23 protein-coding genes are annotated in these 25,015 nt (G+C 31.1%); 13 read left to right on the top strand and 10 right to left on the bottom strand.

The features are described from left to right. Nucleotides 1-39: 39 nt before the first annotated feature. Together ABNT61_RS14485 and ABNT61_RS14480 are read right to left on the bottom strand one after the other, a co-directional pair. Nucleotides 40-876 (bottom strand): GLPGLI family protein, encoded by an 837-nt coding sequence (locus tag ABNT61_RS14485; RefSeq protein WP_348710126.1) that lies wholly within the window; start codon nucleotides 874-876, stop codon nucleotides 40-42. Nucleotides 877-914: 38 nt separating this feature from the next. Then, complete coding sequence (locus tag ABNT61_RS14480) at nucleotides 915-1,259, bottom strand: hypothetical protein (RefSeq protein WP_348743722.1); 345 nt, start codon at nucleotides 1,257-1,259, stop codon at nucleotides 915-917. Between the two features lie 123 nt (nucleotides 1,260-1,382). On the opposite strand from ABNT61_RS14480, the gene ABNT61_RS14475 reads away from it, so the two are divergent. The 6 genes from ABNT61_RS14475 to ABNT61_RS14450 all read left to right on the top strand — a co-directional run bounded on the left by ABNT61_RS14475 (nucleotide 1,383) and on the right by ABNT61_RS14450 (nucleotide 7,062). Next, nucleotides 1,383-2,999 (top strand): HAMP domain-containing sensor histidine kinase, encoded by a 1,617-nt coding sequence (locus tag ABNT61_RS14475; protein ID WP_348743721.1) that lies wholly within the window; start codon nucleotides 1,383-1,385, stop codon nucleotides 2,997-2,999. Continuing rightward, complete coding sequence (locus tag ABNT61_RS14470; protein ID WP_348710130.1) at nucleotides 2,992-3,672, top strand: response regulator transcription factor; 681 nt, start codon at nucleotides 2,992-2,994, stop codon at nucleotides 3,670-3,672. The genes ABNT61_RS14475 and ABNT61_RS14470 overlap by 8 nt, the downstream gene beginning before the upstream one ends. Nucleotides 3,673-3,728: 56 nt before the next feature. Next, nucleotides 3,729-4,343, top strand: a complete 615-nt coding sequence (locus ABNT61_RS14465; RefSeq protein WP_348710131.1) for a deoxynucleoside kinase — start codon at nucleotides 3,729-3,731, stop codon at nucleotides 4,341-4,343. Nucleotides 4,344-4,741: 398 nt separating this feature from the next. Continuing rightward, on the top strand, nucleotides 4,742-4,948 hold the full coding sequence (locus ABNT61_RS14460) for a hypothetical protein (RefSeq protein ID WP_348743720.1): 207 nt from the start codon (nucleotides 4,742-4,744) through the stop codon (nucleotides 4,946-4,948). A gap of 589 nt (nucleotides 4,949-5,537) precedes the next feature. Continuing rightward, complete coding sequence (locus ABNT61_RS14455) at nucleotides 5,538-5,762, top strand: hypothetical protein (protein ID WP_348710133.1); 225 nt, start codon at nucleotides 5,538-5,540, stop codon at nucleotides 5,760-5,762. Between the two features lie 67 nt (nucleotides 5,763-5,829). Next, nucleotides 5,830-7,062, top strand: a complete 1,233-nt coding sequence (locus tag ABNT61_RS14450; RefSeq protein WP_348743719.1) for a radical SAM protein — start codon at nucleotides 5,830-5,832, stop codon at nucleotides 7,060-7,062. Here the strand turns inward: ABNT61_RS14450 and ABNT61_RS14445 are convergent. After that, nucleotides 7,059-7,799 carry an RNA methyltransferase gene (locus tag ABNT61_RS14445; RefSeq protein WP_348743718.1) on the bottom strand — a complete coding sequence of 247 codons (741 nt, stop codon included), beginning with the start codon at nucleotides 7,797-7,799 and terminating at the stop codon, nucleotides 7,059-7,061. The two genes, ABNT61_RS14450 and ABNT61_RS14445, sit on opposite strands and share 4 nt — an antisense overlap. Nucleotides 7,800-7,968: 169 nt before the next feature. On the opposite strand from ABNT61_RS14445, the gene ABNT61_RS14440 reads away from it, so the two are divergent. From ABNT61_RS14440 to accD, 3 genes are all read left to right on the top strand, one after another. Next, nucleotides 7,969-10,452, top strand: a complete 2,484-nt coding sequence (locus ABNT61_RS14440; protein WP_348743717.1) for a BamA/TamA family outer membrane protein — start codon at nucleotides 7,969-7,971, stop codon at nucleotides 10,450-10,452. A gap of 108 nt (nucleotides 10,453-10,560) precedes the next feature. Continuing rightward, on the top strand, nucleotides 10,561-11,619 hold the full coding sequence (fbaA, locus tag ABNT61_RS14435) for a class II fructose-bisphosphate aldolase (protein WP_348710138.1): 1,059 nt from the start codon (nucleotides 10,561-10,563) through the stop codon (nucleotides 11,617-11,619). A 103-nt stretch (nucleotides 11,620-11,722) separates the two neighbouring features. Then, entirely contained in the window at nucleotides 11,723-12,580 is an 858-nt protein-coding gene (gene accD / locus ABNT61_RS14430) for an acetyl-CoA carboxylase, carboxyltransferase subunit beta (protein WP_348710139.1), read from the top strand. Between the two features lie 56 nt (nucleotides 12,581-12,636). Here the strand turns inward: accD and ABNT61_RS14425 are convergent, their stop codons facing one another. After that, nucleotides 12,637-13,479 carry a hypothetical protein gene (locus ABNT61_RS14425; RefSeq protein WP_348743716.1) on the bottom strand — a complete coding sequence of 281 codons (843 nt, stop codon included), beginning with the start codon at nucleotides 13,477-13,479 and terminating at the stop codon, nucleotides 12,637-12,639. A 184-nt stretch (nucleotides 13,480-13,663) separates the two neighbouring features. Here ABNT61_RS14425 and rpsO point away from each other — a divergent pair, with 184 nt between their 5' ends. From rpsO to folK, 3 genes are all read left to right on the top strand, one after another. Then, complete coding sequence (gene rpsO, locus ABNT61_RS14420; protein ID WP_348710142.1) at nucleotides 13,664-13,933, top strand: 30S ribosomal protein S15; 270 nt, start codon at nucleotides 13,664-13,666, stop codon at nucleotides 13,931-13,933. A 147-nt stretch (nucleotides 13,934-14,080) separates the two neighbouring features. Beyond that, a complete protein-coding gene (locus tag ABNT61_RS14415; protein WP_348743715.1) occupies nucleotides 14,081-16,261 on the top strand; it encodes a polyribonucleotide nucleotidyltransferase in 2,181 nt (726 codons plus the stop codon). A 95-nt stretch (nucleotides 16,262-16,356) separates the two neighbouring features. After that, nucleotides 16,357-17,484 carry a 2-amino-4-hydroxy-6-hydroxymethyldihydropteridine diphosphokinase gene (gene folK / locus ABNT61_RS14410; RefSeq protein ID WP_348745683.1) on the top strand — a complete coding sequence of 376 codons (1,128 nt, stop codon included), beginning with the start codon at nucleotides 16,357-16,359 and terminating at the stop codon, nucleotides 17,482-17,484. Nucleotides 17,485-17,502: 18 nt separating this feature from the next. Here the strand turns inward: folK and ABNT61_RS14405 are convergent, their stop codons facing one another. From ABNT61_RS14405 to gldB, 3 genes are all read right to left on the bottom strand, one after another. After that, a complete protein-coding gene (locus tag ABNT61_RS14405; RefSeq protein ID WP_348710152.1) occupies nucleotides 17,503-17,814 on the bottom strand; it encodes a hypothetical protein in 312 nt (103 codons plus the stop codon). Nucleotides 17,815-17,980: 166 nt separating this feature from the next. Beyond that, entirely contained in the window at nucleotides 17,981-18,319 is a 339-nt protein-coding gene (gene gldC / locus ABNT61_RS14400; RefSeq protein WP_348710154.1) for a gliding motility protein GldC, read from the bottom strand. Beyond that, nucleotides 18,319-19,275 carry a gliding motility lipoprotein GldB gene (gldB, locus tag ABNT61_RS14395; RefSeq protein WP_348743714.1) on the bottom strand — a complete coding sequence of 319 codons (957 nt, stop codon included), beginning with the start codon at nucleotides 19,273-19,275 and terminating at the stop codon, nucleotides 18,319-18,321. The genes gldC and gldB overlap by 1 nt, the downstream gene beginning before the upstream one ends. Before the next feature lie 58 nt (nucleotides 19,276-19,333). Between gldB and nadE the strand changes: the two genes are divergently transcribed. Continuing rightward, on the top strand, nucleotides 19,334-20,122 hold the full coding sequence (gene nadE / locus ABNT61_RS14390; RefSeq protein WP_348743713.1) for an NAD(+) synthase: 789 nt from the start codon (nucleotides 19,334-19,336) through the stop codon (nucleotides 20,120-20,122). Between the two features lie 302 nt (nucleotides 20,123-20,424). Here the strand turns inward: nadE and dnaG are convergent, their stop codons facing one another. From dnaG to clpP, 3 genes are all read right to left on the bottom strand, one after another. Beyond that, nucleotides 20,425-22,398, bottom strand: a complete 1,974-nt coding sequence (dnaG, locus tag ABNT61_RS14385; protein WP_348743712.1) for a DNA primase — start codon at nucleotides 22,396-22,398, stop codon at nucleotides 20,425-20,427. Between the two features lie 67 nt (nucleotides 22,399-22,465). After that, complete coding sequence (clpX, locus tag ABNT61_RS14380; protein WP_348710159.1) at nucleotides 22,466-23,704, bottom strand: ATP-dependent Clp protease ATP-binding subunit ClpX; 1,239 nt, start codon at nucleotides 23,702-23,704, stop codon at nucleotides 22,466-22,468. A gap of 50 nt (nucleotides 23,705-23,754) precedes the next feature. After that, nucleotides 23,755-24,414: an ATP-dependent Clp endopeptidase proteolytic subunit ClpP gene (clpP, locus tag ABNT61_RS14375; RefSeq protein WP_348710160.1), complete on the bottom strand. Its 660-nt coding sequence runs from the start codon at nucleotides 24,412-24,414 to the stop codon at nucleotides 23,755-23,757. Nucleotides 24,415-25,015 lie beyond the last annotated feature (601 nt).

The raw sequence follows: 25,015 nt of genomic DNA, 5'->3' as shown, positions 1-25,015 counted from the left end.
TCTTCCCTTAGACTTAAAAAAAAGCTAAAGGTTTAAACACTATCCTTGAATTTCAATACTTATTGATTCACCATCTTTTCTTGACTTACGATTATTTTTAAAACGCTCCATCATTTCTTGAGTTTTTTCACGCATAATCTTATCAAATTTCTCTTGAGAAACCTTCTTTCCTTTCTTTGGTTTTTTAATCTCTACTTTATCTGATGGATTTAAAACTAACTCTGAACAAACGATGGTTAATTTTCCTTCGTGTACTTCTAAAATTAAACCAGGTAATCCCCAAAACATTCCAGGACCATTACTTACCGGAATTTCTGGCGTATACCAAACTTCCGTGGTAACGGTTACCTTTTCTTTAGTTTCTTCTTGATCTCCGTCTGTCATCGTAAAACTTACACGATCTTCTTCTCTTGATCTTGTTGCTTTATAACAGGTATATTTTCCTATTTTCTTGGTTTCAGCAGTCATTTCCCAAGGAGCATTTTCTAGCTTATCTTCAATCAAAAAATTCTTCCCACTAATTTCTGTTTTGTTTCTATAAATTTTCTGATTTACGTCTTTATACAAAACATCATTTCCTCCACCATCTCCTATCATAACAATACTTACTCCTCCTGTTTGAGCTTCTGGCTTTAATTCTTTATTCTGCGTATAGGTAGATTCTGATTTATTGAAATTTAAAGTAAACGTCTTTTGAGACATCTTCTTTAATTGTTCGTGTAACTTCTTCTGCACTGCAGAATTTGGTGCGTTTTGATCACTACTAATTTTTATATCCATATTTCTATGAGTTTTGTAAGTAGCTTTTCCTTGAAAGTTTTGTGCTCCTGAAATTAAGGATAACAATACTAATGATAGAAATAATGTAATTCTCATGGTGTTCATTTTTTAGGTATTATGTTTACTATTTTGTTTTAAATATTTGATATAACTTTAATTACTTTTTTTGCAATTTTTATTGATCCATCAATATCTCCAGCTTTGCCTTTTACTTCAAAACTATGTTTGAATTCATGGTCATGTTTCTTGGTTTCATTAAAACGAACTCTATATCCTAATTTTATAGAATCTTGTTCGTTGTTATTTTTAAAAATATCTTTTACGTCTTTCCAATCAATAGTTTCTAATTCCTCTACAGAATCAACAGTAAAAACTAAAGATGTTATAGTATTATCTTTAAATTCAGCTTTAGCACTTTCTTTTTGAGCGTTCATATTCAACGCTAATAAAAAAGTAAATAGGACTAATATTTTTTTCATGACTTTTTGGTTTTTTAATTTCATGGTACAAATATGTTTTCAAAAAATAGCTTTCTAGGTTAACGAGTGTTAACTAGTGTTAACCGGTTGATTTTGTATGCATATAAAGTGTACTTTTGAAGTATGAAATCAAAAAAATACAATTGGATTCTATATTTTATTACAGCTACAATTATTACTACAATAGCTGTACAGTTCTATTGGAATTATAAAAATTACCAAGAGAACAAACAGCGCGTAATGAACGAAATACAAATAAGTTTAGACAATGCAGTAGAGCAATATTTTGCTGACTTATCAAAGAGAAGTTACTTCGCAATTGTTACTGATAAAAAAGATTCAACGAATAAGAAAAAGATAAATAATGTATGGAAAAACATCTTCTCTAAAATAGATAGTAATTCAAATACTTCTGATAAAAAAAATCAAGAATTAGACAGTACATCTAAAGTAGACTTAAAAATCACGTCTATTCAGTTTGAAACCGATGACGAGAATGATTTCCACAGAACTACTTCTGTAATTGATAGTATTATGTGCGATACTATTATTGGTTTTGATCCTAAATACAGTAACGTTAAACCAATAAAAGGTATAACTCAATTTCATAGTAATGGTAAAACAGGAACACATATTGAAAGTAATGCGATTTCTGATGTTAGAGTTTTTAGAGGTAAAAGAGCTACAGACAGTTTAAAATTAATTAAAGGATTAGAAACCATTTTTGTAGCTGTACAAAACGATACTATTAACCCGATAAAAATTGATTCGATTTTACGCAAAGAGCTCGTTCAAAAGAACATAAACGTAAATTATGGATTCCAATATTTTAAGTCGGATACATTACAATCGGACTTTTTACCTGTACCTATTAAACAATTTGAAATTATCGAATCAAAATCAACATTTCTTGGTCCAGATAAGCAATTCAAAATGAAGTATACCAATCCTTCTGCTGAAGCTTTAAGAAGAAGTTCTACAGGTATATTTTTATCATTATTATTATCATTAGCAGTAATTTCAAGTTTATTCTACTTGTTGAGAATTATAAACGAACAAAAGGAATTAGCTGAAATTAAGAATGACTTAATTAGTAATATTACTCATGAGTTTAAAACTCCAATCACGACAGTTTCTACTGCTTTAGAAGCCATTAATAACTTTAATGCTATAGAAGACACTGAAAAAACTAAAAAATATGTTTCTATTTCTGAAAACCAGATCAAGAAATTACACTTAATGGTTGAAAAACTTTTGGAAACTGCAACTTTAGATAGTGAGAAACTTTTACTAAAAAAGGAAAAGGTGGAAGTGATTAACTTGTTAGAAAAACTTTCGAATAAACACCAATTATTAACCAACGATAAAGAAATTCATTTTTCATCTAATGCTAAATCACTAGTTTTAAATATTGATGAATTTCATTTTGAAAATGCAGTATCTAATTTAATTGATAATGCTGTAAAATATGGAGGTGATAAAATTGATGTTTTACTCATAGCCGAAAGAGATAATATTACTATTTCCGTTTCTGATAATGGAAAAGGAATCGATAAGAGCCAACAAGAAAAAATCTTTGATAAATTCTATCGTATCCCTAAAGGTAATACTCACGATGTAAAAGGTTTTGGAATTGGATTGTATTACACCCGAAAAATTATTGAAAAGCATTTAGGTTCGATAAGTTTACAGGCAAATCCAGGAAAAACCGTTTTTAAAATTAACCTAACCAATGAGTGAAAAGATAAAGTTATTATTAGCAGAAGACGAACCTAGTTTAGGTCAAATTGTAAAGGAAAGTTTAGAAACTAGAAATTTTGAAGTAATTCATGCTTTAAATGGTGAAGAGGCTTATGAATTATACGTAAAAGAAAAACCAGAAATTTTAGTTTTAGATGTGATGATGCCCAAAAAAGATGGGTTTACATTAGCCAAAGAAATACGAGAAGAAAACAATTCAATTCCTATTATATTCTTAACAGCTAAGTCTCAAACAAAAGATGTTATAGATGGTTTTCAGCACGGAGGAAATGACTACTTGAAGAAACCTTTTTCTATGGAGGAACTAATTGTAAGAGTTTATAATTTACTTGATAGAGTTTCGCTGAAAAGAAATCTTGAGAAGATTCCAATCGGAGAATTCACCTTAAATTATGAAAAGCAAAAGTTATATTATAAAAACGATGCTGAGCTGCTAACACATAGAGAATGTGAACTGTTATATTACTTAATTGAAAAAAAGAATGAAGTTTTAGACCGTACATTTATCTTAAATAAACTTTGGGGGAATGATGATTTTTTTAACGCTCGTAGTATGGATGTATTTATTTCTAAGCTTAGAAAAAAATTAAAAAAGGATCCTTCAGTGGAAATTATTAACATTCGAGGTTACGGATATAAATTAACTTGCTAATCCTAAAAAATAATTGAAAATTATATGTAATTTTGACTGGCCTAAAACTATGATTTATGCACATAGCAATCGCAGGAAATATTGGAGCTGGTAAAACTACATTAACCAAATTATTAGCTAAACATTACAATTGGGAACCACACTTTGAATCGGTAGATGAAAATCCATATTTAGATGACTTCTACGGTGAAATGGAGCGTTGGTCTTTCAACTTACAGGTTTATTTTTTAAATAGTAGATTCCGTCAAATATTAGAATTACGCAAATCTGGTAAAGCTATTATTCAGGATAGAACTATTTACGAAGATGCTCACATATTTGCACCAAACTTACATGCAATGGGATTAATGACCAATAGAGATTTTGGTAATTATTCTTCGTTATTCGAGTTAATGGAAAATTTAGTGACTCCGCCAGATTTATTAATTTACCTACGAGCAGATATCTCAACTCTTGTTGGACAAATTCATAAACGAGGACGTGACTATGAAAGTTCAATAAGTATTGATTACTTAAGTAGATTGAACGAGCGTTACGAAGCTTGGATTAGCACGTACAACAAAGGAAAATTATTGATTATCGAAGTTGATAAGCTTGACTTTGTTGATAAGCCTGAAGATTTAGGTTATATCATCGATAGGATCGATGCTCAAATAAACGGATTATTCTAAATCATTTTAGATTTCAAAATATTCAAAACTCACTATAATAATAGTGAGTTTTTTTTATTCATTTCTCCTTTTCAAATTCTCTTAAATATTAAGGGTAACAAAATCTTTATGTGTTTGATTTATATATAAATCAAACTAAGATGTAATTGTTTAGAACAGCATACTTTTCAAATATTCTTAACAAAATATTTTAGTCTGACTTAAAACTAGAAATGTACTGGCATACATTTTTTGAAAGTCATAGTAAATACTAATTGCCAGGTTAGTTTTTCTGTGCTATTAATTAACTTATAGGTAGCCGAAAATATAATTTAATTGATACAGCTAAAAGTAGAGTAGGCAATAACAAGGAAATTACAAAACATATAAATGTATTGTGTCCTTAAATTTTTAAAAAAATGAAAAAAGATATTTTTTTTGAAACACTCAGCAAGGATGAACTAGTTTTTATAAAAGGAGGAAATCAGAATAGTTCTTCAAGTTACTCTGCCGTAGTAGATCCTGAAACAGACGACGATGACGATAGAGAAACAGAAAATGAAAGAGAAAGTATTTCACTTCCTTCAGATATACTCCTAAATGATAAAAACACCATCAAACTGTAGTTACTTGATCTAGGTTTTGTCAGAAATTAAAATCTTGTCAATTTTTTATTGGCAAGATTTTTTAATATGGAAAAATTTCTGTCATCATAATATGTGTTTTTAATTAATAATACTCGAGAAACACAGTTCAAAAACACATCAATATTAATTACTTATAGTTATCCATAATTTTAATTTTTCACACAGCAAATCGGACAATCTTCTGAATTCTTAATCAGTTACTTTTTATAAAAAGTATCTCCATTATTTATAAATAGAAACTCATAAGGCTTCTTTTTCTTCTCGGTTCACCAAATATTTGTATCGGGTTCAACTATGCAAAATAGCAAAATATTACAGCATTTAAAATGAGACAATACTTACCATTTTATTTTTTTTATTAAACAAATAGGTAACAAAATTTTGCTCTTGTTGATATAAACATGTACAACCAAATTAAAGTTTAACAAATGCTGGTACATTTTTTAAACAAAGCCGGTTTAATGCCAGATAAACTAGCTAATTGTTTTAATCGATACAGGAAGCTGAAAATGTAAGATTAAAACATCAATCAAAAACTAGAGTAAGCTAAAAACTAAATTTTATAGAAATGAAAAAATCATTTTTTTTATCAAAAGGATTAGAGAAATTTTCAAACAAGCAAATCAACGATTTATCTCTTATTAAAGGAGGAGCAATTCCTACAGACGATGATGTAATTTATTACCCAACAAGTGGTGGTGGTGGAAAATGTCCTTACGGTCAAGTTTGGAGTCATAAACTACAAAGATGTGTTGCTATTGCTGAAAAAGAAGAAGAAAGATTCAGACTATAATACGCTTTATTAAACCTCTCAAGGAAATTGTGATTCTTCACAGTTTCCTTGTTTAAAAACTTTCATCATGACCTTTAATTCTTTAGCCTTAAAAATAGCAAGCAGATGTAATCTAAATTGTTCGTATTGTTTTATGTATAATTTGGGAGACACCACATATAAAAAGCAACCTAAATTTATGTCTACTGAAATTGTAGATCATATTATTGAAAAAACAAAAGCTTACATTAAAAAATACAATAAAAAAGAATTCTCTTTTATCTTTCATGGAGGAGAACCTTTATTAGCTCCAAAACAATTTTACATTGACTTTATTGACAAAGTGAATCACATAAAAAAGGAATTGCCAGATGTTACTTTTCACTTTGACGTTCAAACTAATGGAGTTCTGTTAAATACTGAATGGATCAATTTATTCAAAAAACTAAATATTGCTCCCAGTATTAGTGTTGATGGAACAAAAAAAGCACACGACATGTATAGAGTTGATCATAAAGGAAACGGTAGCTACGATAATGTTTTTAAGAGTGTTCAACTTCTAAGAAAAGAAATGGATTATGCAGATATTGCTTGTGTAATTAATACAAACGAATCGCCAAAAGAAATCTATTCTAGTTTCAAAAAAATGAACGCAAGTTATGTGAACTTTTTGATTCCTGACTACACGCATGATAACTTTCCTTTTGATAAGGAAAAAACAACAATGGCAGATTGGTTAATTGAGCTTTTTGATATTTGGATTAGTGATCCCAATCGATTTAAAATTCCATTGTTTTTTGGATTATTAAACTCTTTAATGAGAATTAGTGAAGATGCTAAAAATGAATCAACCGTACTAGTAATAGAAACGAATGGAGAAATAGAAGCTATAGATTCCTTAAAAGCATGTGGACACGGATTTACAAAAACAGGTTTAAATATAACAACAAATAATCTCGAAGACATTCAAAATACATCTTTAGGTAACTTATACTTTAATGATTTAAATTCTAAACTTTGTAATCAATGTTTACAATGCCCTCTGAAAGAAATCTGTAAAGGAGGAAGATTGGTGCATCGACATAATAAAACAAACGGTTTTAATAATCCGTCAGTTTATTGCAATGATTTAATTAAACTAATCGCACATGTCCAGAAATTCTTCATTTCATGTTATCCAGAATTGCATGAAAAAGAAAATATCGAAGCAATAAATCCAGAAGAAATACGAAATTATCTTTCTAATTTATCGGAATTTGAATTCAATCCACATGCAGAAGAATTAGAATCTTTTTTATCTAAAGAAGCAGCAGAAGTTTAAATAGAACTTCCTCGTTTAAATTCACTTAATAAAATAGCTGTAGCTGTGGCAACATTTAAACTTTCTGTTTTCTGAGTTTCACCGAATCTTGGAATGGTTAGTTTACTTTGAATTACATTATTGATTTCTTCGGAGATTCCATTAGCTTCATTACCCATTACTAAAATAGCCTCTTTAGGTAACTCAGTTTGGTACACATTATCACCATCCATATCAGCAGTGAATGTGGGCAATTTTGTTTTTTCTAAGAAATCTTTCAATTCTGTATATACAATGTTAACTCTTGTAATAGAACCCATTGTTGATTGAATTACTTTTTGATTATAACAATCAACCGTGTCTGTTGAACATACCAACTGTTCGATTCCAAACCAATCACATAATCGAACTATTGTTCCTAAATTCCCTGGATCATTAATAGTATCCAATGCTAAAACCAATCCTTCTTCCGCAATATCTTTAGTACTTGGAATTTTAAAAATTCCTAAAACTTTATTCGGAGTCTTAAACGTGCTTACTTTCTTTAGTTCTGCTTCTGAAATTTCAACTACTTTAGCCTGATCTAGTTCACTAAAAATGCCTAATTCAGTAGTAAAAATGCGCTCTATTTCTAAATCAGAATTTAAAAGTTCATTCACTACTTTAATTCCTTCAGCTACAAACAAGCCATTTTCTTGTCTATATTTTTTTTGTCGTAAACTATTAATTAGTTTGGTTTGATTTTTGGATAAACTCATTTGCAGTTTTTTAACAGCACTTAACCATAAAAATGGTATTTTTGACACATCGGTTATTTTTGGGAAAGCATTCAAACTTACTTAACAGTAGGGTTTACCTAGCTTTTTTAGATTCACCGCTGTAACAACTAGCCCAGAAATAAAAGACAAAATGCGAGGCGTAAAGTTAATGAAAAAACTTTCTTTTTACTTTTTATTCATACTGCTTTTAAGTTCATGTAATACGATTAAGCATGTACCTGTAAATGAGTTGTTGCTTACAAAAACTACAATTACCGTAGATAGTGTTCAACAAAATGATGAAAAATTACAAGAACTACTATTACAACGCAGAAATGCTAGAGTTCTTGGCGCGCTTCCACTATCATTATACTTCTATAATTTAGGAAATCCTAAAGGCTCACAGGATGTTGAAGAATGGAAAGAAAATCATCCTCGTTGGTATAACACATTCAAAGATATATTTTCTGAAAAACAAAGTATTGCTGTAGCTAACTCTTTTATCGGATTAAATCAGTGGTACTTAAACAATGGTCAGGCTCCTGTTATCATTGACGATAAAAAAACCCGAAACACCGAGAAAAAATTTGAAACTTACTTTTTAACTGAAGGTTATTTTAGAGCTAAAGTATGGTCGAAAAAAGATACAGTTGGAAAGAAAAAAGGAGCTATTTCTTATTTCATTGAAAAAAACAAACCTTCTTTTTTAGATTCAATTACGGTTAAAATTCGATCTAAGGTTTTGGACTCTATTTACAATTTGAATAAAGATAAAAGTTTCCTGAAAATTGGTGATCAGTATAAAAATCAAAATTTTATTAATGAAACTCAAAGACTGGTAAAACTATTCAGAAATAAAGGAGTTTATCATTTCAACGAAAACTATATTGAGTTTATCAACGATACCTTACAAGATTATCAGAAAACTAAGGTTGAATTAGGGATTTTAGATCGATTAATTGAACAAGATGGAAACTATATTTCTAAACCATTCAAAGTTCAGAAAATAAAGAAAATAAACATCTACACAGACTATAGTTATAACAAAAGAAACGAACCTTATTTAGATTCCATAGCGTATAATGGTGTTAACTTTTATGCTCATGATAAATTAAGATATAATCCTAAATATCTTGGACAATCTGTATTTATTAGACCAAATCAAATTTATACCGACTCTTTAAGAGCTCTTACACAAACTCATTTAAGAGGACTCAAAAATTTTAAATCTACATCCATTAGATATAGTCCTCTTGGCGACGATGAATCTTTAGAGGCTAATATTTTTCTAACACCAAGAGAGAAATATACTATTGGAGTTGAAACGGAATTATCAAGATCAAATATTCGAAATTTTGATATTTCTGCTAAATTTTCATTCGTTAACCGAAATACTTTTAAAGGAGCTGAAATTTTCAAACTTTCATTCTTAGGTGGATATTTTAACTCTAGAAATGGACCAGGTTGGGAAATTGGAACTACAGCATCTTTAGAAATACCAAGATTTATGGGACCTTTTGGACTTCATAAATTGGTTCCAAAAAGAATGAGACCGAGAACTATTTTTTCTACAGGTTTAAACATTCAAAAAAACATTGCATTAGATAAGCAAAATATTTCTCTAGGTGTTGACTACAGATGGAATTTCAACAAAAGAAAATCAATTCAATTAGAATTATTAAACGCGCAGTACGTTCGTAACTTAAATGTTGATAATTACTTTATCATTTATGGTTCTGAATACGATAAATTAAAGGAAATTGATGATGTTTTTACGGGAACTCCATTACCTGCTAAAGCCGCTGAAAATAATACGGCTATTGTAAATTTCATGAGAGAGGTTTTGGCTGATTCAAGTTTTCAAGCTTCTAATCCTTTAGAATATCAAGATGCACAGAACATATTAAATCGATATGATATTATTACCTCAGATTTCTTAATTCCAGAAATCGCTTACTCCTTTACTTACAATAATCAAGAAAATGTAAAAGATAACGACTTTTCTTACTTCCGCTTCAGAATAGCCAATTCTGGAAATGTAATGGGACTTTTATCGAATCAAACTAATGAAAATAACCAGAAAACGGTATTTAAAATCCCAGTGGCTCAATACTTCAAAACAGATCTTGAATACAAGAAGTTTTGGGATTTAGGTCAGAACAACATTATTGCACATAGAACATTATTAGGTGCAATTATTACTTATGATAATTCTGCCATCCCTTTTTCAAGAAGTTATTTTGCAGGAGGTTCAAATGATATTAGAGCATGGAGAACTTATGATTTAGGTCCAGGTAGAAGATTACCAGGATTAGAATATAATATTGGAAGTTTAAAATTCTTGACTTCATTTGAATACCGATTTGATATCGCTGGAAGTTTAAAAAGTGCCATATTTATGGATGCTGGAAACATTTGGGATATTACAAACTCTTCTCGAGTTGATGAAGAATCTCGATTCTCTGGTCTAAAATCGCTAACTGATATTGCCATCGGAACTGGATTTGGTATTCGTTATGACTTCAAGTTTTTAGTCGCCCGTTTAGACTTAGGTTTTAAAATAAGAGAACCATACTTAACGGATAATAGATGGTTTCAAAACTTTGGTTTTTCTAACGCTGTCTACAATATTGGAATCAACTATCCTTTCTAATAAAAACCTAACTATAACGTAATCGTAATCTCTTCCTCATTTTCTTCATTTAAAGGAAAATTTATGTAGTTTTGTCTCTATTCATAACACAAATCTAAAACTAACAAAATGATAAAACCAGGAGTTGCAACCGGACAAGAAGTTCAAGAGATTTTTAATTTAGCAAAAGAAAAAGCATTCGCTTTACCAGCAGTAAATGTTGTAGGATCAAATTCTATCAACACAGTTTTAGAAACTGCAAAAGAAGTAAATGCTCCTGTAATTATTCAATTCTCTAACGGAGGTGCACAATTCAATGCAGGTAAAGGTTTATCTAACGAAGATCAAAAAGCTGCAATTGCTGGAGCTGTTGCCGGAGCAAAACATGTTCATTTAATGGCTGAAGCTTATGGTGTTCCTGTAATTTTACATACCGATCACGCTGCAAAAAAATTATTACCTTGGATTGATGGATTATTAGACGCAAGTGAAAAGCATTTTGCAGAAACTGGTAAATCATTATTTAGTTCTCATATGATTGATCTTTCTGAAGAGCCAATCGAAGAAAACATTGAAATTTGTAAAGAATACTTAGCTAGAATGAGCAAAATGGGTATGACTTTAGAAATTGAATTAGGAATTACAGGTGGTGAAGAAGATGGTGTTGACAATACTGATGTAGACAGTTCTAAATTATACACACAACCAGAAGAAGTTGCATTTGCATATGAAGAGTTAATGAAAGTAAGTCCTCAATTTACTGTAGCTGCTGCTTTTGGAAATGTTCATGGTGTTTATAAACCAGGAAACGTAAAATTAACTCCGAAAATCTTAAAAAATTCTCAAGAGCATATTTCTGAAAAATACAATGTTCCTCATAATACTATTGATTTCGTATTCCATGGAGGATCTGGATCTACTGTTGAAGAAATCCGTGAATCAATTGGATATGGAGTTATTAAAATGAATATTGATACTGATCTTCAATATGCATTTAACGAAGGTGTAAGAGACTACATGACAGAGAACTTACCTTACTTACAAACACAAATTGGTAATCCTGATGGTGATGATGTACCTAACAAAAAGTACTACGATCCTCGTAAGTGGTTACGTGAAGGTGAAAAGACATTCAAAACACGTTTAAAGAAGGCTTTCGAAGATTTAAACAACATAGATACTTTATAAGCTTTTACACACTTTTAGTTTATTTTTGGTAATTAGCATTAGTTTTTTACTTATTTTGCGCTGCGAAATAACAAACTAACTAAATACTATAATACACCGTAATATGGCTTGGTTTAAACGAAAAGACAAGGGAATTCAAACCCCTACAGAAGAGAAGAAAGACACTCCTAAAGGTTTATGGTACAAAACTCCTAGTGGAAAAATTATTGACACTGATGAGTTAAAGAAAAATCTTTATGTTAGTCCAGAAGATGGTTATCACGTAAGAGTAGGTAGTAAAGAATACTTCGAATTATTCTTCGATAATAATGAGTTCACTGAACTAAACGAGAAATTAACAGCAAAAGATCCTTTAAAATTTGAGGATACTAAAAAATACCCAGACCGTTTAAAAGCTGCACAAGATAAAACAGGATTAAAAGATGCTGTTAGAACTGCAGTTGGAAAATCATTTGGTAAAGATTTAGTAATTGCATCTATGGATTTCTCTTTCATTGGAGGATCAATGGGAAGTGTAGTAGGAGAAAAAATAGCAAGAGCTATTGATTATTCTATTAAAAACAATATCCCTTTCTTAATGATTTCAAAATCTGGAGGAGCACGTATGATGGAAGCTTCTTTATCTTTAATGCAATTAGTAAAGACTTCTGCAAAATTAGCTCAATTAGCAGATGCAAAGATTCCTTATGTTTCTTTATGTACAGATCCAACTACAGGAGGAACAACTGCTTCTTTTGCAATGTTAGGAGATATTAATATAGCAGAACCTAATGCTTTAATTGCTTTTGCTGGTCCAAGAGTTGTTAAAGATACTACAGGAAAAGAATTACCAGAAGGATTCCAAAGATCAGAATTTGTTTTAGAACACGGATTCTTAGATGGAATTTACGAAAGAAAAGACTTAAAGAAACAGGTAAACTTGTATTTAGATTTAATACAAAATCAACCTGTAAGAGCATAACACAAAAAACCAGCCAATCGGCTGGTTTTTTTCAACTGAAAAACTACTATCACTACCTATTTATTTCTTAACGAAATCTCTCTACTTTCTCCATCTGCATTTGTCAAGGTAGCTTTATTATCACAAGATCCGTCTCCGAAATCTAATGTGTAAACATTACCATTTTTAGATATTTCTGTAATTCCACTAACAATATATTTACAAGCATATTCTCTTCTTAATTTTTCGATAATATTACCTGTAAACTCTACTCCATTTTTATTTACAAACTTCCAATTACCTGAAATTAAGTATACATCATCACCTCTTAAAAAAGTATCATCTCCTTCAATCTTTTCTCTTGTTCGTGTTCCTTCTAAAGTTACTACCTCACCAGTAGATAAAGTCAATGTTAAATCTACCGTATGCGTAGCTTCTTTATTCCCATTCGCATTCTCTTTAACTTTAACTACAGATTTAGAACCTTCTAATTGATTTCCATCTACAGAAAACTCTTCAAAAGTTACAGATTTAGAATACCCAGTATCTGTACGTTCATAAACAATAATAATCTTACCTTTAAATTCTCTTCCTCGTTTACCAACACAGCCATCACCAAAATCTAAAGTAATCGTTACTGTATTTTCATTCGGATTCTCTTCTACTGTTCGAACCACACAATCAGAAACACTACTTTTACTTTGATCAATTCCTTTACCTAATAAATTAAAATCAGTATCATCATCCTCTAATATATTATCGATATCTGAAGTAATATCATCCGCCAATACAACTGCTTCTACATCATCTGTACTTAAATCTGTTTCCACGGCATCCATTCCATCGTTATTAGAGCATGAAGCAAGTACAACCATTCCAATAACTGTCAAAATCTTTAATTTAAAATCCTTAAGTGTCATAATTATTAGTATTAAAAGTTAATCTGATTCTTTGACTTACAGTTTTTAAAAAGGTTTAATTTTTGACAAAAAAAGATTAATTAATTAAAGCATAACCCTAGGATAATCTTTAGAAAAATAATTGTACATTTGCAACTTCAATGAAAATCATTGGTACATTAAAATCATTTATAACAATATTGGTATGTATTTAACAAAAGAAGTAAAAGGAGAGATTTTTGCTAAGCACGGTAAAAGCGCACAAGATACTGGTTCTGCTGAAGGACAGATTGCGTTATTTACTCACAGAATTAACCACTTAACTGAGCACTTAAAGAAAAACCGTAAGGATTTTAACACGGAGCGTTCGTTAGTGAAGATGGTAGGTAAGCGTAGAAGCTTGTTAGACTATCTTAAGAAAAAGGATATCAACAGATATCGTGCAATCATTAAAGAATTAGGAATTAGAAAATAATACCTAAATTAAAAGAGGCTGGAATTTTCAGCCTCTTTTTTATTATCTTAGCAAAAGTTGTATTCTACAAGCAACTTCCATTGAAGCAACAACAACACACACAACACAACAACCAAAGAGTAATTTTTTATTAGAAAAAAACATTTTATGATTCCAAAAGTATTTAACCAAGTTATTGAACTTGGAGACGGAAGAACTATCACATTAGAAACAGGAAAGTTAGCAAAACAAGCAGATGGTTCTGTTGTTGTAAGAATGGGAGACACAATGTTATTGGCAACTGTAGTTTCAGCAAGAACTGCAAACCCAGGAATTGATTTTTTACCTTTAACTGTAGATTATAGAGAAAAATTTGCAGCAGCTGGTAGATATCCTGGAGGTTTCATGAAACGTGAAGCAAGACCTAGTAACGAAGAAATTTTAACAATGCGTTTAGTGGATCGTGTTTTACGTCCATTATTCCCAAAAGATTATCATGCAGAAACTCAGGTAATGATTCAATTAATGTCTCATGACCCAGAAGTTATGCCAGATGCATTAGCAGGATTAGCAGCGTCTACAGCTATTCAATTATCAGATATTCCATTTGAAGCTCCAATTTCAGAAGTACGTGTAGTACGAGTTAATGGAGAATTCATTATTAACCCAAGTAGAGCTCAATTACAAGAAGCTGATATCGATTTAATGGTTGGTGCTTCTAGTGAATTCGTAGCAATGGTAGAAGGAGAAATGGATGAGGTTTCTGAAGAGGAAATGGCAGAAGCTATCCGTGTCGCACACGAAGCTATTAAAGTACAATGTGAGGCTCAAACTAAATTAGCAGAAGCATTTGGTAAAAAAGAAACTCGTGAATATGAAGGTGAGGCAGAAGATGAAGAATTAGCAGCTAAAATTCACGAAGCAACTTACCAAAAGTGTTATGATATTGCTAAAAAAGGGACTTCAAAACAAGAAAGAGGATTAGCTTTTTCTGAAGTTAAAGAAGAAGTTTTAGCAATGTTTACTGAAGAAGAGTTAGAAGAAATCGGAGATTTAGTTTCTAAGTACTTTAGTAAAGCTCATAAAGCAGCAGTAAGAGATTTAACATTAAACGAAGGATTACGTTTAGATGGACGTAAAACTACAGATATTAGACCAATTTGGTGTGAGGTAGATTATTTACCAAGAACTCACGGTTCATCTATATTTACGAGAGGGGAAACTCAAGCATTAGCAACAGTTACTTTAGGAACTTCTAGAGATGCTAATATGATTGATTCTCCAACTATTCAAGATGAAGAGCGTTTCTACTTACATTATAACTTCCCTCCATTCTCAACTGGAGAAGCAAGACCAATTAGAGGTACTTCGCGTCGTGAAATTGGACACGGAAACTTAGCACAACGTGCATTAAGTGGAATGGTGCCAGACGATTGCCCTTACACTGTTCGTGTAGTGTCTGAAGTATTAGAAAGTAACGGTTCTTCTTCTATGGCAACTGTTTGTTCTGGTACAATGGCATTAATGGATGCTGGTGTACAATTGAAAAAACCAGTTTCTGGTATTGCTATGGGATTAATTTCTGATGGTGATCGTTATGCGGTTTTATCTGATATTTTAGGTGATGAAGATCACTTAGGAGATATGGACTTTAAAGTAACTGGTACGGCAGATGGTATTACTGCTTGTCAAATGGATATTAAAATCAAAGGTCTTTCTTACGAGATTTTAGTAAAAGCTTTAAAACAAGCTCGTGATGGACGTTTACATATCTTAGAAAAATTAACAGATACAATTGCTACTCCAAATGCAGAAGTTAAAGCACATGCTCCTAAAATGGTTACTATGCGTATTGCTGGAGAATATATTGGAGCTGTTATTGGACCTGGAGGTAAACATATTCAAGAGTTACAAAAAGAAACTGAAACTACAATTGTAATTAATGAAGATGAAGTTACTGAAGAAGGAATTGTTGAAATCTTAGGAACTAGTCAAGAAGGAATTGACAAAGTATTAACTAGACTTCAAGCAATTACTTTTAAACCAGAAAAAGGTAGCGTTTACGAAACTAAAGTTGTAAAAGTTCTTGATTTTGGTGCAGTAGTAGAATATACTGAAGCTCCAGGAAATGAAGTTTTATTACATATTTCTGAATTAGCTTGGGAACGTACGAACAACGTAACTGATGTTGTAAATATTGGAGACATTGTTGATGTAAAATACTTCGGTGTTGATCCTAAAACTCGTAAAGAGAAAGTTTCTAGAAAAGCGTTATTACCTAGACCACCTAGACAAGACAAAAAGCCTAGAGAGGATAGAAAACCTAGAGAAGAGAAAAAAGAAGCATAAGACTTCTGTAAATATTTAGAATATTAAAAAATCGTCAAGTAAAATTGACGATTTTTTTTATGCTTTTTGTTTCTTTGTGTTCATATTCATCTGCATTGAAAATACAACGTATTACATACTTATCATTAGGAACAAACCAAGGAAATAAACTTGAAAATCTACAAAGAGCAATAGATGCTATTGCAGAAGAAGTTGGTAGTGTTTTAAGTATTGCCTCTATTTTTGAAACTGCATCTTGGGGATTTGATAGTGATAACTTTTATAATACCTGTATAAAAGTATCTACCTACTTACCTCCAGAAGAACTCATCGCAAGACTTTTAGAAATAGAAAAAGAACTGGGAAGAGTTCGCAAGGATAGTAACGAATATGCTGATCGATTGATTGATTTGGATATTTTGCTTTTTGATGATGAGATTATTTTCTCAAAAAACCTTATTGTCCCTCATCCAAGAATGTTAGAACGTAAGTTTGCTCTCGCTCCTTTGGCTGAAATCGCAAATACTTTTATTCATCCTATAGAAAAAAAGCAAATTGGTATTTGTTTAAAAAACTGTAGTGATGATTCTGAAATTTCAATAATTGAAGAAAAATTAACTCGACCTGTTTCAATCGCAGAAAAGTATAATTACATTGCAATTGAAGGAAATATTGGAGCTGGAAAGACAACTCTAGCCAATATGATGTCTGATGAATTTAATGCTAAAATTGTTTTAGAACGATTCGCTGACAATCCTTTTTTACCAAAGTTTTATAAAGATGAAGAGCGTTATGCTTTTCCTTTAGAAATGAGTTTTTTGGCTGATCGTTACCAACAACTTTCTGATGATTTAGCACAATTTGATTTATTCAAAAACTTCATTGTTTCTGATTATTACATTTTTAAATCGTTAATATTTGCTCAGGTAACCTTGCACAATGACGAGTATAAGTTATACCGCAAAATGTTTGATTTAATGTACAAAGAAATCGTTAAACCTGATTTGTATGTGTACTTATATCAAAACACGGAAAGATTGCTTAAAAACATTCAAAAACGCGGAAGAGAATACGAGCAGGATATTGAAGCCGCTTACTTAGAAAAAATTCATGATGGATACACCAACTTCATTAAAACTCAGCAAGATCTAAATATTTTAGTTATCGATGTATCTGAACTTGACTTTGTAAATAATAAGGTTGATTACAAAACGATTTTAAATCAAATCAAAGATTATAGTTAAACCAAAAACAATTCAATTTTAAAATAAAGATTGCAATTGCTTTTCGAAGTTCTCACACTCTTTTATAGTTCCTTCGCTATAATTTTTATTCTGAAGATCTGTATTTAATTCATATAAAAATCGGTTCAACCCGAATGAAATCTCAATGAATTTTCCTCTTTCTTCTTCAGTTTTAGATAAAGACCATCGCTGATGTACCTTATCAGCATAATCACCTAAAACATCATAAAATTTTATTAAACGTTCCTTTTTCAACAGCAAATCTTTATCAATTGTATTATATGATTCATTTGATTTTTTTTGCCCCAATAAAAAATTAAAAAATGACATATTATTTATTTTAACGTAACATACTCCTATTAGACTACTTAACCTATGAAATTGTTACTACTCGATTGAACTTTTTGTAAAAATAAATCATTCTTAAATAAAAAAAGTACGGTTTTCCGCATTAAAAGAATGGGAAAACCGTACTTATATGTTTGTTATGAGTTATTTACTTATTAATCAACTCTAATTTTTCAGCAAAATAATCACAAAAATCGCGCATTGTTGCACTCATTTTATCATCGTTTGTAGCACGTTCAAAAGTATCTGCCATAGATACTAATGTTTGATGGAAAAACTGCTTCATTTCATCTACAGGCATGTCTTTTGTCCATAAATCCATACGTAACGTATCCTTCTGTTTATGATCCCAAACAGATAACATAATTGCTTTAGAAGCTTCATTACGTATTCCACCATCTTCTGCATTCCATGAAATTTCTTCTGGTACTCTATTCTCGTCTAACCCTACTTTAAATTTTATTTCAGATGTATGTACTATTGCCATTATCGTTTCGGTTTGTATTTTGATTTTTTGAAAATTATATCTTCTTCCGTTTGTAAAAGTTCAGGCAAAGATACGTCATTATTCTGCATGAAAGAACGAACAATTTGCCAACCTATCCATACACCAATTCGTCCCGGAGATAAATTATCCTCTCCTAAATAAAACTTTGAAAACGGCGCTATATCTAAAAATCTTTTATTCAATTTTAAATCTGTATCGTACAGTAATTCTCGCTCTATGAAATATTTCCAAATATCTTCTTCACTTTCCACTGCCCAATTATACTTTACAGGATCATATCCAATTTTCTCCACATCTGAAACTTGAGGCAAGTAGGCATCTAACAAATACATTTTCTTTCCTTCATAAATCATCTTATTAATAAAACTTCGTTCATTATTAGGAGGCATTTGTTTGTTGATAATTGAATTTGCAACATCAACTATAATATGTTCTTTACGATTGTTTTGTTTTACATAATCTGGAAAATCACTATAAAATTCATGTTTTCCGCCTAAATAACAGTCTAAAGAAATTAATAGTAATCCTGAGTCAAACAATACTTTATTTTCATAATCTACATTGGTAAGCATACTAATTACAACTGGTTCTTGAAAGTTCTTGTTGTAATATTTTACATGCTGAAATAAATCCACTAATTCCATTTCAAGAAAAGATAGATTAGGATATTTCTTTTGAGTTTCATCGAACAATTCACGCTCATCTTTATTCTGGATTTTATTTATCCAAACAGAATCAACATTATGCGGAAAAAACATAGGATATATCTCCTTTGTTTTTGATAAAGTTTGAGGAGTAGAATTGTAAAAATCAACATCAAAACGAGCCAGTTTCAAATCCACATTTATATTAGAAACATCTACTTGTAACTTATTTTCTTTTTTACAAGAAACTACCATTACCGTCAGTAGTAAAAAGGATATAATCTTTCGCATGAAATAGCTATATTTACGTTAAATATATTAAACTTCGAATTTACTAAAATCGTATAACATGAATACTCCAAAAGTTGCTGAACACATTATAAATTGGTTAAAAGATTATGCTGTAAACGCAAAAGTTAAAGGATTTGTTGTTGGTGTTTCTGGTGGAATTGATTCTGCTGTTACTTCTACTTTATGTGCTGAAACAGGATTACCAACTTTATGTGTAGAGTTGCCAATTCACCAAGCTCAAAGTCAAGTTAATAGAGCTCAAGAACATATAGCGCAATTAAAAGAGCGTTTTTCTAATGTTAGCGATGCAAGAGTAAATTTAACTTCTACATTTGAAGATTTTAAAACTGTAGTTCCTGAAGTTGATGCTTCTCCAAAATTAGATTTATCATTAGCAAATACTAGGGCTCGTTTACGTATGACCACATTATACTATTTTGCTGGATTACATGGTTTATTAGTTGCAGGTACAGGAAATAAAGTAGAAGATTTTGGCGTTGGCTTTTTCACTAAATACGGAGATGGTGGAGTAGATTTAAGTCCAATTGCAGATTTGGTAAAATCTGAAGTTTATGCATTAGGTGAATTTTTAAAAGTACCAGAATCTATTCAAAAGGCACAACCTACCGATGGCTTATTCGGAGATAGCCGTACTGATGAAGACCAAATTGGTGCTTCATATGATGAGTTAGAATGGGCTATGACAATGCAAGACAACGGAAAATCTGTTGACGATTTTGAAGGCCGTGAAAAAGAGGTGTACAAAATCTATTCGCGTCTAAACACGATCAACCAACATAAAATGGTGGCTATACCTGTATGTGAAATCCCTAAAAGTTTAAAGTAAATTTGCGGATACCATTAATTCCTTAATTTTTCGGTATGCGCGTTTCTTATGACCGTTCGAAATTTGAAATGGCAATTCTATAAACAATAGAATTAGCTTACCTATTTGAAGCAATTTTCTCATAGTTTTGTTCAAGTTTTATTTCTGTTTCTTTTCTTCTGGGGGCCTAAAGTTAATAAAAAATAATTATCTGCCTAATAATCACATGTTTTTTGAATGTAAAATATTAAGCCTCCGAAAAGTACTCATTACTAAAACAAGTGAAATAAAGAAAATCCCCCTTTTTGGTTAAGGAAAAAACACTAAATAACTCGATTCAATTTTTCGTAAAGTAATTTTTTGAGTTCTATGTAGTTTGTTACTTCTTCGAAATCAGGAGCTTGATCTTCGGCTTCAGCTTCTTGAGCTTCTTTAATAATTGCATTAATTTTTACTTCAATTAATACTCTTCGAAGATTTAAAATAGCATCTGTAACTAACTTTGGTAGAATTTTTGAAATATCAGTCACGAAGACTTCTTTGCGTTCCCAATCGCTCAACTCATATTTTTCTTCATCCATTAAAATATTAGTTACCAAACTAGAAACTTCAGTATTGTCACTAGCAATTAACCTATCTATAGAGATTTGTTCATCTTGATTCAGCTGATGGATAATTTCGAAATAAACGTCTCTAAAAGTTTCGTTTGTAAACTCAATTTCATCTTCTTGTAAATTCAAATATAGCTCGTTAGAAACTGTATTGGTATACTCTTCTTTCTCTAAAATTGGTCGTCCATATTTATCTTGTGAATGCACCCAATTTGCCAATTCAATCTCTTCATTTCCGTATAAAAGTAAAATACGAACGATCTCCTTTTCTAATAAAAATAAAGTGTCAACTTTAGGTTTTTCTGGCTCTTTTACAGGTTTTAAAGGTTGTTGAAAACTTTGAGTTTGTTGACTCCTACTTCTATCTTTTTGGCCTTTGTTGATTAGTTGTGCAAGTTCACTAAAAATTACACGTTCAGAAATATCCATTATACGAGCACATTCTTGAACATACACTTCGCGTTGAATTCCATCCGGAATTTTAGAAATACTCGTTACAATATCACGGATTAATCCTGCCTTTTTAATTGGATCATTTTGAGCATCTTTCATTAACAAAGACACTTTGAACTCAATAAAATCCTGTGCTTTTTCTTCTAAATACTTCTTTAAATCTGCATCAGAATTTGATTTTGCAAAACTATCTGGATCTTCTCCATCAGGAAAAGTAACCACCTTAACGTTCATTCCCTGTTCAAGAATTAAATCAATACCTCTTAAAGAAGCTCTAATTCCTGCTGCATCACCATCAAAGAGAACCGTAATATTATTTGTCAATCGGTTTACCAATCGAATTTGCTCTGGAGTTAATGCAGTACCTGAAGAAGCCACAACATTCTCAATTCCAGATTGATGAAAAGAAATTACATCCGTATATCCTTCTACTAAAAAACAATTGTCTTGTTTAGCTATTTCTTTTTTAGCTTGATATAAACCGTAAAGGATTTTACTCTTATGGTAAATATCACTTTCAGGAGAGTTTAAATACTTAGCAGCCTTTTTATCATTGGTCAAAATACGACCTCCAAATCCAAGTATTCTCCCAGACATACTATGAATAGGAAACATTACACGACCTTTAAATCGATCGAATATTCTGTCCTTTTCTCCTCCTTCTTTAACAATGGTAAGACCGGTAGATTTTAAATATTTAAGATCATAACCTTTATCTAAAGCAGCTTTGGTAAAATTATCCCATTCGTCTTTACAATATCCTAAATCAAACTTTTCAATTGTATCTTCTCTAAATCCTCTTTCTTTAAAGTAAGACAATCCTATAGCTCGACCTTTTTGAGTATTCATTAAAACATCATGAAAATAGTCTTTCGCAAATTTAGAAACCAAGAACATACTTTCTCTTTCATTGATTTGCTGCTTCTGCTCATCACTCTGCTCTGTTTCTTCGATTTCAATGTTGTACTTTTTAGCCAACCATTTTATGGCTTCTGGATACGAAAAATGCTCGTGTTCCATTAAAAAGGAAATCACATTACCTCCTTTTCCTGTACTAAAGTCCTTCCAAATTTGCTTTACCGGAGAAACCATAAAAGATGGCGTTTTCTCATCTGTAAATGGGCTTAGTCCTTTAAAATTACTTCCTGCTTTTTTTAATTGGACAAACTCACCTATCACCTCCTCTAAACGAGCAGTTTCAAAAACTAAATCTATGGTTTGTTTGGTAATCATGTGTTAAAGATAAAAAACCTCGCAAATATAAGTTTTGCGAGGTTTATTCAATATTTTTTTATCGATTTTAAGACGCTGCTTTTAATTTTTGAAGCGCTTTCTTCGTTAGCTTTTCTTCAGCATAATCTTTAGTTACTTCAAACTCCTTAATATCAGAACCTGGTAACTCAAACATTGCATCTGTTAAAATTGCTTCACATAAGGAACGTAAACCTCTTGCTCCTAAACGATATTCTACAGCCATATCAACTATATACTGTAAGGCATCTTCAGTCATAGAAAACTCAACGTCGTCCATGCTAAATAGCTTTGTATATTGTTTAATGATTGAATTTTTAGGTTCAGTAAGAATTGCTCTTAATGTTTTTGCATCTAAAGGATTCATGTAGCTTAATACAGGTAAACGCCCAATGATTTCAGGAATTAATCCAAAAGATTTTAAATCAGAAGGAATTATGTATTGTAATAAGTTCTCTTCATCAATTTTATCTTCATCAATAGAAGCACTATAACCTACAGCTTGCATGTTTAATCGCTTACTGATAATTCTATCAATTCCAGAGAATGCACCACCTGCTACAAATAAAATATCCTTCGTATTTACTTGGATAAACTTTTGTTCTGGGTGTTTTCTTCCTCCTTTTGGTGCTACATTAACTATAGCTCCCTCTAAAAGCTTTAGTAAAGCCTGTTGAACACCTTCTCCTGAAACATCTCTAGTAATTGAAGGATTATCACCTTTACGTGCTATTTTATCGATCTCGTCAATAAAAACGATTCCTCTTTCGGCTTTTTCTACATCGTAATCTGCGGCTTGTAATAATCTACTTAAAATGCTTTCTACATCTTCTCCTACATAACCAGCCTGTGTTAAAACAGTAGCATCAACAATTGAAAAAGGCACATTTAACATTCTAGCAATAGTTCTTGCAACTAATGTTTTACCTGTTCCTGTTTCTCCAACTAAAACAATATTTGATTTTTCAATCTCAACTCCATCAACCGGAGCTTTTGCCTGTAGCAATCGTTTATAGTGATTATAAACTGCCACCGACATTGCTTTCTTAGTTTGTTCTTGTCCTACAATGTACTCATCTAAAAACGACTTAATCTCAACTGGTTTTTTAAGAATTAAATCATTAGAAAGACTTGTTGTTTTTGCTTCTGCTATCTCCTCCTGTACGATACCGTACGCCTGCTCTATACATTTATCACAAATATGAGCATCCATACCTGCAATTAATAAATTTGTTTCCGCTTTTTTACGACCACAAAAAGAACATTCTAAATTTTGATCTTGTGACATTTTATTTCGCTATACTACTTTAAATTCTTGCTTCACACTTTACACAGAAATTACTTTCTGCTTAAAATTTCATCTATCATTCCGTATTCTTTAGCTTCGTCAGCTTTCATCCAATAATCACGATCAGAATCAGCATGTACTTTATCGAATGGTTGACCAGAGTGCTTAGAAATGATGTTATATAATTCAGTTTTTAACTTACCAATCTCTTTTACTGTAATTTCCATATCAGAAGCCTGACCTTGCGCTCCACCTAAAGGTTGGTGAATCATAATTCTTGAATGTGGTAATGCAGAACGTTTTCCTTTTTCTCCTGCACACATTAATACAGCACCCATTGAAGCAGCTATTCCAGTACATATAGTAGCTACATCTGGCTTGATAAATTGCATCGTATCGTAGATACCTAAACCAGCATAAACTCCTCCTCCTGGAGAGTTGATATAAATCGAAATATCTTTAGTAGCGTCAACACTTTCTAAGAATAATAATTGAGCTTGAATAACATTAGCAACTTGATCATTAATACCTGTTCCTAAAAAGATAATTCTATCCATCATTAAACGAGAAAACACGTCCATTTGAGTAATGTTCAATTGACGCTCTTCCATAATGTATGGAGTTAAACTACTAGTGATTTTATTATAATACGTACTACTAATACCATGGTGTTTAGTAGCATACTTTTCGAATTCTTTTCCGTAATCCATTATTTAGATTCTGTTTTAAAAGTTACAAAGGTTAAAGATACGGAAGTTTTTATTCGTTGACAAACCAACTCCATTTTGTACACTATCTTCTTTAGAGTACTACATTCAAAATTAGATAGCTACCTAAATACAACATTGTATTCTAAAATCACCTCATAAAAAACAATTCTTTGCAGTCATAGCACTTAAATTTTTTTTTATTTAAAAACCATAACTTCTCTGTGATACTTCTTTTTTTTCTCCTAATAGCTCCCGAATTGCATTTTGGACAGTTCATAATTCCCCCTTATTATGTTAATATCACCTTAAAGAAAAAAAATAACTTTATTAATGGTCGAAAAAAATATACGAGCGTATGGTTTTAGCTTCCGAAATGCATTTTTTCAACCATAAAAAAACCAGTATTGGGGGATACTGGTTATTTATAATACTACTATATTGGGGATAATTCTAAATAGAAATTAGGGATTATTTCGGGATTATATAGGGGAATTATAACCCAGTAGTATCACTACGCTATTTACACTGCAATATTAGCACAAAAGGCAAATTCTCCACTAAAAATCGTGGTAACAAAAAGTGACAACAGTGATTTTTTAAC

Source organism: Tenacibaculum sp. 190524A05c, from assembly GCF_964036595.1.
GTDB classification, from domain to species: domain Bacteria; phylum Bacteroidota; class Bacteroidia; order Flavobacteriales; family Flavobacteriaceae; genus Polaribacter; species Polaribacter platacis.
Note: the sequence above shows the minus strand (reverse complement) of the source record. Positions and strands in the feature narration are given on the sequence as shown.

Bases quoted from the DNA above. Each gene is read 5' to 3' on its own strand.
- fbaA (WP_348710138.1), top strand. From the start codon at position 10,561: ATGATAAAACCAGGAGTTGCAACCGGACAAGAAGTTCAAGAGATTTTT.
- ABNT61_RS14445 (WP_348743718.1), bottom strand. From the start codon at position 7,799: ATGAGTTTATCCAAAAATCAAACCAAACTAATTAATAGTTTACGACAA.
- ABNT61_RS14415 (WP_348743715.1), top strand. From the start codon at position 14,081: ATGATTCCAAAAGTATTTAACCAAGTTATTGAACTTGGAGACGGAAGA.
- gldB (WP_348743714.1), bottom strand. From the start codon at position 19,275: ATGCGAAAGATTATATCCTTTTTACTACTGACGGTAATGGTAGTTTCT.
- ABNT61_RS14475 (WP_348743721.1), top strand. From the start codon at position 1,383: ATGAAATCAAAAAAATACAATTGGATTCTATATTTTATTACAGCTACA.
- gldC (WP_348710154.1), bottom strand. From the start codon at position 18,319: ATGGCAATAGTACATACATCTGAAATAAAATTTAAAGTAGGGTTAGAC.
- ABNT61_RS14470 (WP_348710130.1), top strand. From the start codon at position 2,992: ATGAGTGAAAAGATAAAGTTATTATTAGCAGAAGACGAACCTAGTTTA.
- clpX (WP_348710159.1), bottom strand. From the start codon at position 23,704: ATGTCACAAGATCAAAATTTAGAATGTTCTTTTTGTGGTCGTAAAAAA.
- accD (WP_348710139.1), top strand. From the start codon at position 11,723: ATGGCTTGGTTTAAACGAAAAGACAAGGGAATTCAAACCCCTACAGAA.
- ABNT61_RS14450 (WP_348743719.1), top strand. From the start codon at position 5,830: ATGACCTTTAATTCTTTAGCCTTAAAAATAGCAAGCAGATGTAATCTA.
- ABNT61_RS14405 (WP_348710152.1), bottom strand. From the start codon at position 17,814: ATGTCATTTTTTAATTTTTTATTGGGGCAAAAAAAATCAAATGAATCA.
- rpsO (WP_348710142.1), top strand. From the start codon at position 13,664: ATGTATTTAACAAAAGAAGTAAAAGGAGAGATTTTTGCTAAGCACGGT.
- ABNT61_RS14455 (WP_348710133.1), top strand. From the start codon at position 5,538: ATGAAAAAATCATTTTTTTTATCAAAAGGATTAGAGAAATTTTCAAAC.
- ABNT61_RS14425 (WP_348743716.1), bottom strand. From the start codon at position 13,479: ATGACACTTAAGGATTTTAAATTAAAGATTTTGACAGTTATTGGAATG.
- ABNT61_RS14440 (WP_348743717.1), top strand. From the start codon at position 7,969: ATGAAAAAACTTTCTTTTTACTTTTTATTCATACTGCTTTTAAGTTCA.
- nadE (WP_348743713.1), top strand. From the start codon at position 19,334: ATGAATACTCCAAAAGTTGCTGAACACATTATAAATTGGTTAAAAGAT.
- ABNT61_RS14460 (WP_348743720.1), top strand. From the start codon at position 4,742: ATGAAAAAAGATATTTTTTTTGAAACACTCAGCAAGGATGAACTAGTT.
- dnaG (WP_348743712.1), bottom strand. From the start codon at position 22,398: ATGATTACCAAACAAACCATAGATTTAGTTTTTGAAACTGCTCGTTTA.
- ABNT61_RS14465 (WP_348710131.1), top strand. From the start codon at position 3,729: ATGCACATAGCAATCGCAGGAAATATTGGAGCTGGTAAAACTACATTA.
- ABNT61_RS14485 (WP_348710126.1), bottom strand. From the start codon at position 876: ATGAGAATTACATTATTTCTATCATTAGTATTGTTATCCTTAATTTCA.
- ABNT61_RS14480 (WP_348743722.1), bottom strand. From the start codon at position 1,259: ATGAAAAAAATATTAGTCCTATTTACTTTTTTATTAGCGTTGAATATG.
- clpP (WP_348710160.1), bottom strand. From the start codon at position 24,414: ATGGATTACGGAAAAGAATTCGAAAAGTATGCTACTAAACACCATGGT.